The organism is Maritalea sp. S77, from assembly GCF_049801075.1.
In the GTDB taxonomy this organism is placed as follows: domain Bacteria; phylum Pseudomonadota; class Alphaproteobacteria; order Rhizobiales; family Devosiaceae; genus Maritalea.
This window is the reverse complement of record NZ_JBNAGG010000002.1, coordinates 359910-374597: the sequence shown is the minus strand read 5'-3', so window position 1 is coordinate 374597 and position 14688 is coordinate 359910. Positions and strand designations below refer to the sequence as shown.

Genomic DNA, 14688 nt, shown 5'->3' with positions numbered 1-14688 from the left:
TCAAGGGAAAAAATACGAATACCTCCCGACTAATTCGTAAAATTTTTAACTAAGCTAATGGTTCAGACACAAAATTGCAATTTTTTCCGGCAGAATCTGAATTATACTTTCAGCGAATTTTCGAATGCGGAGGGAGTCTTCAATGAAAATCGGTGTACCCAAAGAAATCAAAAACCATGAATATCGCGTTGGTTTGACACCAGAGAGCGTGGCAGAATTGATCGCAAATGGCCATGAACTCTATGTCGAGACCAACGCGGGCGCTGGCATTGGCGCAGCCAATGATGTTTACGAACAAGCAGGCGCGAAAATCCTGAACACGGCGAAAGAAGTGTTCGACATTGCCGACATGATCGTCAAAGTCAAAGAGCCCCAAGCCAATGAGCGCGCAATGCTCAAGCCGGGCCAAATTCTCTACACTTATTTGCACCTGGCACCCGATCCAGAGCAAACCAAAGATTTGGTTGAAAGCGGCGCAGTGTGCATCGCTTATGAAACCGTAACAGACAATGCTGGTGGCTTGCCTTTGCTTAAGCCGATGAGCCAAGTTGCTGGTCGTATGTCGATCCAAGCCGGCGCTGCCGCATTGGAAAAAGCCCATGGTGGCCGTGGCGTTTTGATGGGCGGCGTGCCCGGCGTTGCTCCTGCTAAAGTGGTTGTAGTTGGCGGCGGCGTTGTTGGTTTCAATGCAGCGCAAATGGCCGTTGGTATGCACGCTGATGTGACCATTTTGGACCGCAACCCAGCACAGCTTGAGCGCTTGTCCAACCATTTCGAAGCCAGCGCCAAAGTGGTCTACTCCACAAAGGCTGCGCTTGAAGAATTGGTCAAAGAAGCCGATTTGGTTGTTGGCGCTGTTTTGGTGCCTGGCGCTGCCGCACCTAAATTGGTCAACCGTGAAATGCTGAAAACCATGCAGCCAGGCGCTGTGTTGGTTGACGTGGCGATTGACCAAGGCGGCTGCTTCGAAACATCAAAAGCAACCACCCACGCAGATCCAACCTACATCATTGATGATGTGGTGCATTATTGCGTGGCAAACATGCCTGGTGCTGTGGCCCGCACTTCAACCTACGCGTTGAACAATGCGACCTTGCATCACGCCGTGCAAATCGCCAACAAAGGCTGGAAGCAAGCATTGAAAGATGATGCGCACCTGAAAAATGGCCTTAATGTCTGCGATGGCAAAGTGACGTGTGCCCCAGTGGCGCACGATCTTGGCTATGACTATGTGAGCGCCGACACATTCTTGAACTAAGAATTTACACGTCGCGAAATCTCAAGGCCGCACGGATTATTCTGTGCGGCTTTTTATTTGATTGATCCAGCAAAGGCATTGTTTCGTAATTCTGAACAAAGCCGCTAAATTTGGCGAATTGGACACAAGATCAATTTTACGACCCTGTAAGTTAGACCAAATGGTCAATTGACGCTGTTCAATTTTTTGAGCTTAATTTAGTTATACTGAGGCAATTTGTTTGAAAGGGTAATATAATGGATATGCTCAACGCTATGCAGACTTTTGTCGCCGTTGCTGAAAATCACGGGATTACCGCTGCCTCAGAAAAACTGGGCTGTTCCAAAGCCATCGTGTCGCGCACCCTAAGCCTTTTGGAAGAACGGCTGGACGTGCGCCTGCTTAACCGTACCACGCGCCGCGTATCGCTCACCGAAGCCGGCAACGAATATTTGGAACATTGTCGCAATATCCTTGAACAAAATGCAGAGATTGAAAGTCGCTTTGCTGAAAAGAGCCTCGAACCGCAAGGGCGTTTGCGCATCGCCGTGCCAGTAACCTTTGGCTCGCAATATGTAGCGCCATTGCTGCCAAAATTCTTAGAACGTCATAGTAAAGTCCAAGTCGATTTGCACATGTCAGATCGCTATGTGGACATCATCGAAGAAGGCATGGACCTTGCCATCCGCATTGGCGCCACTGGCTCAGACTCGCTCATTGTACGCAAGTTTGCCGAAACCAGCCATCATTTGGCAGCCTCACCCGAACTCATTGAAAAAATGGGTGGCAAACCAAAAGACGTGACCGAGCTGAAAAATTGGCCATCCATCACCTATTCTTTGCGGCAGAATGCACCATCGTGGCAAAATTTCCGCGTCGCGCCGGATACCATTCGCGCCAACACCAACAATGGCGACACCATCGTGACCTTGGCAGAAAAAAGCGTCGGCTATTGCTATTTGCCCACCTTCATTCTCAACAAATCAATTGAACAAGGTACGCTTGTGACCATGCTGGAGGATGAAGCGTCTGACACGACACCGCTTTATGTGCTTTATCCACACCGACGTCGCCTGCCACTCAAAACCCGGGTCTTTATCGACTTTATGGTCGAGAATTTTTCTGATCTCTAAATGAAAAAGGTCAGCCGTCCAGAGCTGACCTTTCTTCGCTTAATGGCTGATCAAGCCAAACCTTTATTCATAAAAGGTCGCGATCTCTTCGAGAGGCTTTTTCTCAGTTGCATGACGGGGAATTTTGGCGTTTTCATCTGGATACCCCACCACCAGCAAAATATAGGGCTTGTCCGATTTGGGACGGTCGCAAATCTCGTTGAGAAAACTCATGGGGTTTGGCGTATGGGTTAACGTCGCAAGTCCCGCCTTATGCAGCGCCACCAGCAAAAAGCCCGTGGCAATCGACACAGATTCAGGCACATAATAATTCTTATATTTATTGCCATCTGCCCCAATGCTGCGGCGTTCGCCAAAAATAGCGATCAACCAAGGTGCTTTTTCCAAGAAGGGTTTGGAGGCGTCGGTGCCAATAGGTTTCAGCGCCTTCAGCCATTCCTCCCCGGCCCGCCCTTCGTAAAAGGTCTTTTCTTCAATCTCTGCTTCTTCGCGAATGCGCCGCTTCATCCCCGCATCGCCAATCACAGCAAAATGCCATGGTTGATGGTTTGCCCCATTCGGCGCGGTACCCGCTGCCTTCAAACATGTTTCGATAATATCGCGCGGCACAGGCTTATCTGAAAATTCACGTACCGTATGGCGTTTTTTGATGTCCTCATAAAACGCTTCTGCCGCGGCGCGCATTTCGGCCTGCGGCACTTCCTTATAGTCAGGTAAATCAATCGGCTCAAAATCGCGCCCAAATTGTTGATCAACCATTTTCCCACCCCAGATTTTATTGTCTATCATTATTGTCCGACAATATCAGAAGTCGCACTGAAGTCAAGCGTGAACTACTGCTTACCACCCGCCTGCCGCGAGTGATTAGAGATTTTGTGCTGCCATATCTCGCTTAAAGTGACTGCTGGGCAGCGATTGCACCATTTCCTCAGCATTCAGAATATGTTGTCGCATCGCCGCTGCGGCCTTTGCACCGCGCCCCGCGACCATATGTTCAACAATCACACGATGGTCTTGATTGGTGCGGAACACGGATTGCTGATCCACCAACACGCGAAATTGCAGCCAATAAATTGAAGTCTCAAACTGCAAGATGACACTCTTGAGATATTCATTGTTCGCCATATCGGCGAGATAATGGTGGAACTCTGTATTGAGTTGCGAGAATTTGGTGAGATCACGCTCATTCTCAGCATCATCCATTAGCTGCTGCAAATCTTGAATAAAAGCAGGTGCTTCGGCAACTTTTGACGTGGCAAGTTCCACACCTAGACCTTCTAGGTTCGCCCGAAGCACATAGAGATCGTGCACTTGCTTGCGCGTAAATTGGCGCACACTTACGCCACGATGGCGTTCAGATGTCAAAAGACCCGCTGCGATGAGCCGTTGAAAACCTTCACGCACCGTCGAGCGGCTAACGCCAAGATTTTGCGTAAATTCGGCTTCAACCAAACGCATGCCAGGCGCCAGACGCCCGGTGCGTACAGCATCCGTAATCATCTGCACAACAGATTCTACGCTGGATTCTGACACCAATTCCCCCCAAATAAATTGCTCCCTATCGCGCACGCTAGAAAGATTGAGTTGGCTTTGCAACAAAATTGCATTGCAATTCGTCTATTTTCAAAAGAATTTTTCAGTGTAAATGCTGACAAATCTTCGTTATTGTCCGACAATATAGTCTAGCAAGGCGATTGCCAAGGGGGGAGAACTATGGCGTGGATCAAAACAATCCCATTTGAGGAAGCAACAGGGCGACTAAAGCAGCTCTATCAACGGGTCACAGGACCAAACAATAATGTCGACAACATCATGATGATGCACTCGCTGCGCCCCCATTCCATGGAAGGCCATATGGCGATCTACAAATATGTGCTGCACCATGCCAACAACACCATCCCCAAATGGTTTTTGGAAACGATCGGCACCTATGTCAGCTATCTGAACAATTGCAACTATTGCTTTGAACATCGCTTTGTTGGCCTAAAGCGCAACCTAAAAGACGATGAACGCGCTGACGCGATCAAAGCCGCCATCGAGCGTCACGACATCTCAAGCGCCCCACTTTCCCATCAGGAACTCGCCGCCCTCGCCTACGCGCAAAAGCTCAACAATCAGCCGGGAGAAGTGGTAGAAGCCGACGTCGCCGCCTTGCGCGACGCCGGATATGATGATGGCGAGATATTAGAAATCAACCAGGTCACCGCCTATTTCGGCTATGCCAACCGCACCGTGCTCGGCCTCGGCTGCTCCACCGATGGCGACATTATCGGCCTGTCGCCCAACAATTCCGCCGACCCGGATGATTGGAACCATAGTTAGAGCAAAGCCCAGCACACTCGCTTACGTCATCCTCGGGCTCGCCCCGAGGCTCCAAGCAGCAGCTACTCTAAGCGCACAACGCCGACGACTTGCGCGCAGATAGTCCCACCTAGCTTCCCGCCCACGCGGAAATGACGTGGAAGTGCGTGAGCCTAAAACCGCGCAATCCCACCCGGCGCCCGCGCAAAAAGGCGCAATCCGGCCTCTTCCGCCTTATCCAACGCCAACGCCGTCGGCGCAGAAATGGACAGCAGCGCCCCCACCCCATGCCGCGCCGTTTTCTCCACAATTTCAAAAGAACAGCGGCTGGACACCATTAAAAACCCGTCAGGAAAAGCCTCCCCTGCGAAAGCGGCCCGCGCCCTCGCACCCAAGAGCTTATCCACCGCATTATGACGTCCCACATCCTCGCGCATAGCAACGATGCCGCCCTCTAGCGACACCCACGCGGCCCCATGCACGGAATGGGTTTGCTGATTAAGCTTCTGATGCAACGAGAAAGCAGCCATGGCCTTCTCCATCGCCTCTTTGGTTGGCGTCACCTCCGCCACTTCCGGCAATTTCGCCAAAAACTGATCTACATTATCCAGCCCGCAAAGCCCGCAGCCGGACGCACCGACCAGATGCCGCCGTCGTTGGGTTAAATCCAGCCGCTCCAGCCGCGCCTGATCAATCTCCATATGCAGATCAATGCCCAGCACATTCGGCTCAGCCCGCACCGATTTGATCTCGGACGCATCGGACACAACCCGCTCGCTGATGGAAAAGCCATATGCAAAGTCGGTTAGATCCTGCGGGCTGGCCAGCATCACCGCATAATTACGCTGGTGATAGACCAGAGCCAACGGACATTCATTCGCCAATTGCCATTGATCACGCGCGCCACCAATGTCGATATCGACGGCCCGCGCCACCTCTTGCTCTTTGTCCGCCACTATTCAGCCGGCTCTTTCGGCGCATCCATCAATTGGCGCAGGCTCGGCGTTTCCAGCTCATATTGCTCTTGCCAGTCGGACTTGTGGTTGGCCGGCGCCACTTCCACCGCGGTCACCTTATACTCCGGGCAATTGGTGGCCCAATCGGAATTCTCCGTGGTAATCACATTCGCGCCCGTCTCCGGATGGTGGAAGGTGGTATAAACCACACCCGGTGCCATCCGCTCGGAAATCACAGCCCGGAGGCTGGTTTCGCCCTTGCGCGACCGTAACGACACCCAATGCCCATCACGAATACCGCGTGCTTCCGCATCACTCGGATGAATTTCCAACACATCCTCGCCCCACCAATCAATATTGGAGGTCCGGCGCGTCTGCGCCCCAACATTATATTGGCTCAAAATCCGACCGGTGGTCAGGATCAGCGGGAATTTGCGGTTGGTTTTCTCGGTGGTTGGCACATATTCGGTGACCACAAAGGCGCCTTTGCCGCGCACAAAACCATCCACATGCATGATCGGCGTACCGTCCGGCGCATCATCATTGCACGGCCATTGTACAGAGCCATCCCGATCCAGCCGCTCAAAGCTCACCCCGGCAAATGTCGGTGTCAGTGCCGCAATCTCATCCATGATCTCGCTGGCATCGGTGTAATTCATTTCAGCATAACCCATCTCATTAGCCAGCCGCTGGGTCACTTCCCATTCTTCAAGGCCAGTTGCAGATTTCATCACCGGACGCACCCGGTTGATCCGCCGCTCCGCATTGATAAACGTCCCGTCTTTTTCCAAAAAGCTGGTGCCCGGCAAGAAGACATGCGCAAACCGCGCAGTCTCATTGAGGAATAAATCCTGCACAATCAGCATATCCAGCGAGCGAAGTGCCTCCTCCACATGCTGAGTGTTCGGGTCAGATTGCGCGATATCCTCACCCTGCACATACATGCCCTTATAATGGCCTGCTATGGCTTCGTCGAACATGTTCGGAATGCGATAGCCCGGCACGCCATCCAACTCACGCTGCCAAGCCTGCTCAAAGCTGCCGCGCACCTCTTCATTGTCCACGCCGCGATAGCCGGAAAATTCATGCGGGAACGAGCCCATATCGCACGAACCCTGCACATTGTTCTGGCCACGCAGCGGGTTTACCCCCACACCGCGCACGCCGATATTCCCGGTGGCCATCGCCAGATTGGCCATGCCCATCACCATGGTCGAGCCTTGGCTGTGTTCAGTCACACCCAAGCCGTAATAAATCGCTGCCTTACCGCCTTTGGCATAAAGCCGAGCCGCAGCACGAATAGCATCCGCATCAACGCCGCACTCCACCGCTACGCTTTCTGGCGAATTGATCTCATCGGTGATGAAGTCAAACCACTCCTTGTAGCTCTGCAAATCGCACCGCTCATCCACAAAGCTTTGATCCATCAAGCCTTCGGTGGCCACCACATGCGTGATGGCATTCACTACGGCAACATTGGTGCCCGGCTTCAACGGCAAATGATAATCCGCCTCAATATGGGCAGACCGCACCAAATCAATCTTGCGCGGATCAACCACAATCAGTTTCGCGCCCTGGCGCAACCGCCGCTTCATTTGCGAGGCAAAAACCGGGTGCGCATCGGTGGGGTTGGCCCCGATCACCATGATCACATCGGCGTCTTCCACCGAGTCAAAATCCTGCGTCCCGGCGGACGTACCAAAAGTCTGCTTTAGGCCATAGCCAGTGGGCGAGTGGCAAACGCGCGCGCACGTATCCACATTATTGTTGCCAAAGGCGGTGCGGATCATTTTTTGCACCACCCACACTTCTTCCGCGGTGCAGCGTGAAGAGGTAATGCCGCCAATGGACTTACGCCCATATTTCTCCTGTGCCTTTTTCAGCCCGTCAGCCGCAAATTTGATTGCTTCGTCCCAGCTCACTTCGCGCCAGGGATCCGTGATCTTGTCGCGGATCATAGGTTGCGTGATCCGGTCCTTATGGGTGGCATAGCCCCAGGCAAAACGGCCCTTCACGCAGGAATGGCCATGATTGGCCTTGCCATCTTTATACGGCACCATGCGGATCACCTGATCGCCGCGCATCTCCGCCTTGAACGAACAGCCCACGCCGCAATAAGCGCAAGTCGTCAACACCGAGCGGTTCGGCACGCCATGATCGATCACAGCCTTTTCTTCCAAGGTCGCCGTCGGACACGCCTGCACGCAAGCGCCACATGATACACATTCAGACGAGAAGAAATCTTCCGTGCCCAACGCTACCTTGCTGTCGAACGCGCGACCAGAAATGGTTAGCGCCAAAGTGCCCTGCACTTCGTCACACGCCCGCACGCAGCGCGAACACACAATACATTTGCTCGGGTCAAAGGTGAAATAAGGATTGCTCTCATCCTTCGGCGCATCAAAATGGTTTGCGCCCTCATAGCCATAGCGCACATCGCGCAGGCCAACTTCGCCCGCCATATCCTGCAATTCGCAATCACCATTGGCGGCGCAGGTCAGGCAATCCAGCGGATGGTCAGAGATATAAAGCTCCATCACCCCACGGCGCAGCTTTTCCAAGCGCGGCGTTTGGGTGGAAATGCTCATGCCTTCAGCCACAGGTGTGGTGCAGCTCGCCGGGGTGCCTTTGCGTCCCTCAATTTCCACCAAACACAAGCGGCACGAGCCAAACGAATTCATACTGTCCGTAGCGCAGAGTTTGGGAATATCCAAGCCCACCGTCGCCGCCGCGCGCATCACGCTGGTGCCTTCGGGCACGCTCACCTCAAACCCGTCTATGGTCACCGACACGTGCTTATCGGATTTAGAAGCTGGGGTGCCGAAATCTTTCTCTTTCAGGATCGCCATTTGATCCTCCTATTCTGCTGCACGGACAGCATGGTCCGGCTCAAAATCATCAGGGAAATGCTTTTTCGCGCTCATCACGGGGATCGGGGTCATCCCGCCCATGGCGCACAAAGAGCCATCCACCATCAGTTCGCATAAATCATCGAGCAGCACCATATTTTGCGCCCAATCTTCGCCTTTGGCAATGCGCTCCATAACTTCGGTGCCGCGCACCGCGCCAACGCGGCACGGCGTGCACTTGCCGCAGCTTTCCTCAGCGCAAAATTCAAACGCATAATGCGCCTGCTCGCGCAGATTGACCTGATCATCAAAAACCACCAATCCGCCATGGCCAACGCCCGCGCCGTGCTCAGCCAGCGTTTCATAATCCATCGGCAGATCCAAAAGGCTTTCAGGCAAATAAGCCCCCAATGGCCCACCAATCTGCACCGCCCGAAACGGCTGACCGCTCCGCGTGCCACCACCAAAATCTTCAATTAGTGAGCGTAGGGAAATGCCAAAGGCTTTCTCCACCAAACCACCTTGGGCAATATTGCCCGCCAGTTGAAACGCCAAAGTGCCTTTAGATTTGCCCATGCCATAGTCAGCATAAAACTGGCCACCCTTGGCCAGAATAATCGGCACACTGCACAAGGAAATCACATTGTGCACAAGGGTCGGCTTGCCGAATAGGCCTTCCAGCGCAGGCAACGGCGGCTTGGCGCGAACTTGCCCGCGCTTGCCTTCCAAACTCTCAAGCAGCGAGGTCTCTTCCCCGCAAATATAAGCGCCCGCACCGACAAACACTTCAAGATCAAATGCCTGATTCGATCCCAGAACATTGTCACCCAACAGATTGTTTTCACGGGCAATTTCGATCGCTTGATTCAATACTTTAAGTGCCACCGGATATTCGGAACGCAAATAAATATAGCCCTTGGTCGCACCAACGCCGAGGCCCGCAATCGCCATGCCTTCGATCAGGCAAAACGGGTCGCCTTCCATAATCATCCGGTCAGCAAAAGTGCCGCTATCGCCTTCGTCGGCATTGCAAACAATATATTTCTGGTCGGCCTCGGCTTCGCTCACCGTTTTCCATTTGATGCCCGCCGGAAAGCCGGCACCGCCGCGCCCGCGCAAGCCCGACAGCATCACGTCGCCGACAATCTCCTCGCGGCTCAATTCAATCGCCCGCTTCAACCCGGCCAAGCCACCTTGCGCCGCATAGGCATCCAAATCCAACGGATCGATAAAGCCGCAGCGTGCAAAGGTCAGCCGCTCTTGTTTGGCCAAAAATGGATGCGCATCCACCTCACCAATGCAGCTTTGATGATCCGCCTTGGTCAAAAACTCCGCCTTAAAAAGAGAGGCCACATCGCCCTCATCGACGTTGGCAAAGCCAATCCGTTTGCCGCCCTGCTCAACCTCAACCAGCGGCTCCAACCAGTGCATCCCGCGCGAACCATTGCGCACCATTTGCACCGATGCATCGCGCTTTTGCGCTTCGGCCAAAATCGCCTCGGCCACCTCGTCGGCACCAAGGGCAACAGCCGTGCTATCTAGAGGCACATAAATTTTGATCATGCTATGCCTCCACCCGCTTGGCGATCTTGTCTGCGTCGGCTTTGGCCACCAATTTGCCGTTCACTTCCGCCGCTGGCGACACGGAGCAAAGCCCGAGGCAATAGACCGGTTCAATGGTCAGCTCCCGCGCCAAATCCGTCTCGCCCAGCTTCAAGGCAAAACGCTCCTCCAGCGCGGCCACCAAGTCGCGCGAGCCCACAGACTGGCAGCTCTCAGCCACGCAAACGCGCACATGGGTTGCGCCTGCCCGCTGGTCACGGAAATCAGCATAAAAGCTGATCACGCCTTTCACTTCGGCTTTGGTGATGTTGAATAGCTCTGCCGCCACGGGCAGCACATCCTCAGGCAAATAACCCAACTCTGCTTGCACCGCGTGCATCGCCGAAATCAGGCCGCCTGTTTCGCCCACATAGGGCGCAATAATGTTATGCAACTTGTCAGTCATGGCGCTAGCTTCCCCCTCCCGCGTGCAACCGTCAAGCGGTTCGCGCGTCAATAATTTTTTCAGGGCAGCCCATTTAATGTGCCGCATATGCCCCAAATCATTTTAAACTTAAAATAACACGAGGCATATGACAATTATACATCTGATTTAGATCTCATCCAAATAACGGATGATTGACTGCACCTATCCATAGCGGACAAGGCCGAGCCGATCCCGTTGCGAGAACCGAATGGTCAGCAAAACCGCCACCACGGCAAGACCCAAGGCCATGCCAGCCCAAACACCAATGCCCCGCCATTCGAACACGAATCCAAGCAGATAACCGACGGGAATGCCAACGACCCAATAGCCAAATAGAGCAATCGCCATTGGCACCTTTGTGTCGGACAATCCCCGCAAAGACGCGGCAGCCATCACTTGCCCGCCATCCACCAATTGGAACACGCCCGCAATCATGATGTAAGTCACCGCAAAGTTGAACGCAGCAACATTCTCCGGATCGGCCGGGTTCAGGAAGAACTGAACAAAAAAGCCGGGAAACAAAATATACAAAATGCAGGTGAACACCATAAAGCCAACACCCATGGCGATGTTGGTCCAGCCAGCCACCATCACGCCAATGGGCGACCGCCGCCCATGGCAAATGCCAACACGCACCGTTGTGGCCTGGCTGATGCCGAGCGGCACCATAAAGGAAATCGCCGTGATTTGCAGCGCAATCGCATGAGCGGCCAATTCAGGTTTGCTCAACCAGCCCATCATAAAGGCCGCCACGGAAAACATGCCAATCTCCGCCATCAACATAAAGCCGATAGGCACGCCCACGCGGATCACCTCGAAAAAGCGCTGCCAATCTGGTTTCCAGAACCGCTGCAACAAATTGTAATCTTTAAACCGTTTAAGCGCGAGCGCATAAAACAGCGCAAACAGGAAAGTGGCACTGTGCACAATCACAGTTGAAATGCCCGCCCCCAACAGTTCCAGCCGCGGCAAGCCAAAATTGCCAAACATCAAGCCATAATTGCCAATAATGTTGAGCACAATGCCCACCAATGTGGCGAGCAGAACAACCATGGTGATGTTGTGCGCTGCCAAAAATGAGCGCATCACCGCAAACAGCAGGAAGGGATAAAACTGGAACGCCCCGACGCGGGCATATGTCTCTGCCAGCACCGCAATATCGGGCTCCTGCCCCAGCAGCAAAAAGATATGATCAATTTGCAGCATAAAGGGAATGACGATTGTACTGAATGCAATACACACCCAAAAACCCTGCCGCACCGTGCGGCGCACAGAGACTTCATCTTCTTCGCCAATGGCTTTCGCCATCATGGGCGCAACAGCGGTCACCAGCCCCATGCCAAAAATCAAAAAGAAGAACATGAAAGAATGAGCCAGCGCCCCGGCGCCCAAAAATTCAGGCCCCAACCAGCCCATCATGATCACGTCAGACGTGCTTAACCCGATTTGCGCCAATTGCGCCAACACCAATGGCCACGCCAACTTAAAAGTTGCCCGCGCCTCATCCATCCACATATTGCCCACGCCCGGGGCATTTTGCACTTGTGCCACAGCTAAATCCTCTAAACTGAAGGTTCTGGATCGCCTGAGAGGCGCAAATCGCGCGTGAGGCCAGAAATATATGTTTGAAAATCTGTCAGCCGGATTTAGATTTGGCAAGATATATGATGAAAAATTTTGAAGATTTAAGCGCTTGAACAGCGCAGAAATAAAAATGGTGACCTTTTAGCCACCATTTTGGGGCCCTGCTTACCGCATCGACCGCGATCACCTCAATGCCCACACGCATCCCCACTCTCCCTCGTCACCACCGGGCTCGACCCGGTGGTCCATGCAGCATTCGCTGTTTGGTGAAGAAGAGTTGTGGTCTTGCCCAATATCCGAGCCAACTCGCCCAAATATTGCCACACGGCCAGCCGCAAATGGATTACCGGATCAAGTCCGGTAATGACGTGGGTGTGCAGTGAAAGGCAAGTCAATCGAGCAAAACCGCGCATCAAGTGCCCGTCTACCCCAAATCGCAACCTACATATTCGGATAATTCGGCCCCTCGCCGCCTTGCGGGGCGGTCCACACAATATTGCGGGCCGGGTCTTTGATGTCGCAGGTTTTGCAGTGCACGCAGTTCTGCGCGTTGATCACAAATTTCGGGCCAGACCCGTCATTTTGCTCAACCACTTCATAAACGCCAGCCGGGCAATAGCGTTGTGATGGCTCATCATATTCCGGCAGTGTTTTTTCAATCGGCACTGCTGGGTCTTTAAGCTTCAAATGGCAAGGCTGCTCTTCCGCGTGGTTGGTGAACGAAAAGCTCACATTGGTCAGCCGATCAAAGCTCAATTCACCATCCGGTTTCGGATAGGTCAATTTCGGATAATCAGCCGCTTTGCCGGTGGCTTCCGCATCGGAAACTCCATGGCTTTGCGTGCCCAAAAGCGGCTTACCGAACAAAGACGCCCACCACATATCCATGCCAGAAAGCATCACGCCCAAAGGCCCTTTTTTGGCCAGCGGCTTAACGTTGCGCACTTTGTCGATGTCTTTGAAAATCGGGCCGGTCCGCACTTCGGTTTCGTAGGCGGTCAACTCGTCGCCCGCACGCCCAGCGGCCAAAGCCTCAACCACCGCATCCGCGGCGGCAATGCCAGAAAGCATTGCATTGTGATTGCCTTTAAGCCGCGCGAAATTGAGCGTGCCCGCCGCACATCCCAACAGCGCCCCACCCGGGAACACCATTTTCGGCAATGATTGAGCGCCACCGCCAGAAATCACCCGCGCACCATAGGCAGTGCGGCGTCCACCTTTCAGCAGCTCAGCTACATGCGGATGATGCTTGAATTTTTGGAATTCGCCATAAGGGAACAGGTGCGGATTTTTGTAATCCAGATGCACCACGAACCCGACGTAAACCTGATTATCTTCCAAATGATAGATAAAGGAGCCGCCGCCTGCGTCCTTGTCCAGCGGCCAACCCATGGAGTGTTCCACATGCCCAAGCTTGTGCTTGGCGGGATCAATCTCCCAAATCTCTTTCATGCCCAGACCATATTTTTGATGGTCAGCATCTTTGGCCAAATCAAATTTCTCAATCAATTGCTGCGACAGTGACCCGCGCGCACCTTCTGAGAAAAAGACATATTTGCCGCGCAATTCCATGCCCGGCTCATAGTTTGGTCCCGGCGTGCCATCTGGGTTCAGGCCAAATTCGCCGGCCACAACGCCAGCCACTTCGCCATTCTCGCCATAAACAAGTTCAGACGCGGCAAAGCCGGGAAACACCTCAACGCCAATCGCTTCGGCCTGCTCTGCCAACCAGCGACACACATTGCCCATGGACACAATATAGCAGCCCTTGTTGCTCAAAAGCGGCGGCATGAACGCGTGGGGAATTGTGTTTTTGCCCGTTTCGGAAAACACATGAAACTCGTCTGTGCCGACAGGAGTTTTGATCGGCGCGTCTTTTTCCTGCCAGTCAGGGATTAGCTCATTCAGGCCGGACACATCCAAAATCGCGCCAGACAGAATGTGGGCGCCCACTTCAGAGCCCTTTTCCAGCACCACAACAGAAACATCGTCGCCCGCTTTTTGCTTGATGCGAATAGCTGCAGAAAGCCCTGCAGGCCCCGCGCCAATAATCACCACATCATATTCCATCGCTTCGCGTTCGATCTCTGCCATGCTGTTCCCCTAAAACCTTATGCCTGAAGGTTGTGCGCAACGCGCATTATTTAAAACTTAAAGCAAGTCATACCGCAAACAAACCGGGCTGCCAATTGACCCTTTTGCATAAACAAATGCGCAAAACGCATTGGCAGCCCTATTTTTGCTAAACTTTAGCAGCCGTGATCATGATCTCTACATCAAAATCAGGTGTCGCCAATTTGCTTTCGCCGCAAGCGCGCGCAGGTGGGTTTGCCGGATCAATCCACGCATCCCAAACCGCATTCATTTCATTGAAATGCTTCATGTCTGAAAGCCAGATTTCAGCTTTCAACACATTTGATTTAGATGTGCCAGATTCTGCCAACAAACGGTCAATCTTATCCAAAATGCTTTTGGTTTGCTCTTCAATGCTCGCAGCAGGCGTGCCTACTTGGCCAGCCAAATAGACCATATTTTCAAAGATAACAGCTTGGCTCATGCGTGAACCGGGTTCAATGCGTTTAATGCTCATTTTTTCTTC

At 53.1% G+C, this 14688-nt stretch carries 12 protein-coding genes; 3 read left to right on the top strand and 9 right to left on the bottom strand.

Going from position 1 to position 14688, the window contains the following annotated elements; genetic code table 11:
* Positions 1–142 precede the first annotated feature (142 nt).
* Both ald and ACP15Y_RS09560 read left to right on the top strand, forming a co-directional pair.
* Complete coding sequence (gene ald / locus ACP15Y_RS09565) at positions 143–1258, top strand: alanine dehydrogenase (protein WP_424982843.1); 1116 nt, start codon at positions 143–145, stop codon at positions 1256–1258.
* A gap of 236 nt (positions 1259–1494) precedes the next feature.
* Positions 1495–2370 (top strand): LysR family transcriptional regulator, encoded by an 876-nt coding sequence (locus tag ACP15Y_RS09560; protein WP_424982842.1) that lies wholly within the window; start codon positions 1495–1497, stop codon positions 2368–2370.
* Between the two features lie 63 nt (positions 2371–2433).
* Here ACP15Y_RS09560 and ACP15Y_RS09555 read toward each other — a convergent pair whose 3' ends face one another.
* Complete coding sequence (locus tag ACP15Y_RS09555; protein ID WP_424982841.1) at positions 2434–3129, bottom strand: nitroreductase family protein; 696 nt, start codon at positions 3127–3129, stop codon at positions 2434–2436.
* Between the two features lie 105 nt (positions 3130–3234).
* Positions 3235–3903, bottom strand: coding sequence for a GntR family transcriptional regulator (locus ACP15Y_RS09550; protein WP_424982840.1), 669 nt, complete (start codon positions 3901–3903; stop codon positions 3235–3237).
* Positions 3904–4083: 180 nt separating this feature from the next.
* Between ACP15Y_RS09550 and ACP15Y_RS09545 the strand changes: the two genes are divergently transcribed.
* Entirely contained in the window at positions 4084–4692 is a 609-nt protein-coding gene (locus ACP15Y_RS09545; protein WP_424982839.1) for a carboxymuconolactone decarboxylase family protein, read from the top strand.
* Positions 4693–4844: 152 nt separating this feature from the next.
* Here ACP15Y_RS09545 and fdhD read toward each other — a convergent pair whose 3' ends face one another.
* From fdhD to ACP15Y_RS09510, 7 genes are all read right to left on the bottom strand, one after another.
* Complete coding sequence (gene fdhD, locus ACP15Y_RS09540; protein WP_424982838.1) at positions 4845–5627, bottom strand: formate dehydrogenase accessory sulfurtransferase FdhD; 783 nt, start codon at positions 5625–5627, stop codon at positions 4845–4847.
* Positions 5627–8476, bottom strand: a complete 2850-nt coding sequence (gene fdhF, locus ACP15Y_RS09535; protein ID WP_424982837.1) for a formate dehydrogenase subunit alpha — start codon at positions 8474–8476, stop codon at positions 5627–5629. Before fdhF ends, fdhD begins: the two co-directional genes overlap by 1 nt.
* Positions 8477–8485: 9 nt before the next feature.
* Positions 8486–10039, bottom strand: coding sequence for a formate dehydrogenase beta subunit (locus ACP15Y_RS09530; RefSeq protein ID WP_424982836.1), 1554 nt, complete (start codon positions 10037–10039; stop codon positions 8486–8488).
* 1 nt (position 10040) lies between these two features.
* The gene (locus tag ACP15Y_RS09525) at positions 10041–10484 is read right to left on the bottom strand and encodes an NAD(P)H-dependent oxidoreductase subunit E (RefSeq protein ID WP_424982835.1); all 444 of its coding nucleotides are present in this window, start codon (positions 10482–10484) and stop codon (positions 10041–10043) included.
* Positions 10485–10667: 183 nt separating this feature from the next.
* Entirely contained in the window at positions 10668–12056 is a 1389-nt protein-coding gene (locus ACP15Y_RS09520) for an MATE family efflux transporter (protein WP_424982834.1), read from the bottom strand.
* A 474-nt stretch (positions 12057–12530) separates the two neighbouring features.
* A complete protein-coding gene (locus tag ACP15Y_RS09515; protein WP_424982833.1) occupies positions 12531–14183 on the bottom strand; it encodes an electron transfer flavoprotein-ubiquinone oxidoreductase in 1653 nt (550 codons plus the stop codon).
* Positions 14184–14331: 148 nt separating this feature from the next.
* Positions 14332–14679: a RidA family protein gene (locus tag ACP15Y_RS09510; protein ID WP_027834478.1), complete on the bottom strand. Its 348-nt coding sequence runs from the start codon at positions 14677–14679 to the stop codon at positions 14332–14334.
* Positions 14680–14688 lie beyond the last annotated feature (9 nt).

Bases quoted from the DNA above. Each gene is read 5' to 3' on its own strand.
- fdhF (WP_424982837.1), bottom strand. From the start codon at position 8,476: ATGGCGATCCTGAAAGAGAAAGATTTCGGCACCCCAGCTTCTAAATCC.
- ACP15Y_RS09510 (WP_027834478.1), bottom strand. From the start codon at position 14,679: ATGAGCATTAAACGCATTGAACCCGGTTCACGCATGAGCCAAGCTGTT.
- ACP15Y_RS09530 (WP_424982836.1), bottom strand. From the start codon at position 10,039: ATGATCAAAATTTATGTGCCTCTAGATAGCACGGCTGTTGCCCTTGGT.
- ACP15Y_RS09555 (WP_424982841.1), bottom strand. From the start codon at position 3,129: ATGGTTGATCAACAATTTGGGCGCGATTTTGAGCCGATTGATTTACCT.
- ald (WP_424982843.1), top strand. From the start codon at position 143: ATGAAAATCGGTGTACCCAAAGAAATCAAAAACCATGAATATCGCGTT.
- ACP15Y_RS09525 (WP_424982835.1), bottom strand. From the start codon at position 10,484: ATGACTGACAAGTTGCATAACATTATTGCGCCCTATGTGGGCGAAACA.
- ACP15Y_RS09515 (WP_424982833.1), bottom strand. From the start codon at position 14,183: ATGGCAGAGATCGAACGCGAAGCGATGGAATATGATGTGGTGATTATT.
- ACP15Y_RS09560 (WP_424982842.1), top strand. From the start codon at position 1,495: ATGGATATGCTCAACGCTATGCAGACTTTTGTCGCCGTTGCTGAAAAT.
- ACP15Y_RS09545 (WP_424982839.1), top strand. From the start codon at position 4,084: ATGGCGTGGATCAAAACAATCCCATTTGAGGAAGCAACAGGGCGACTA.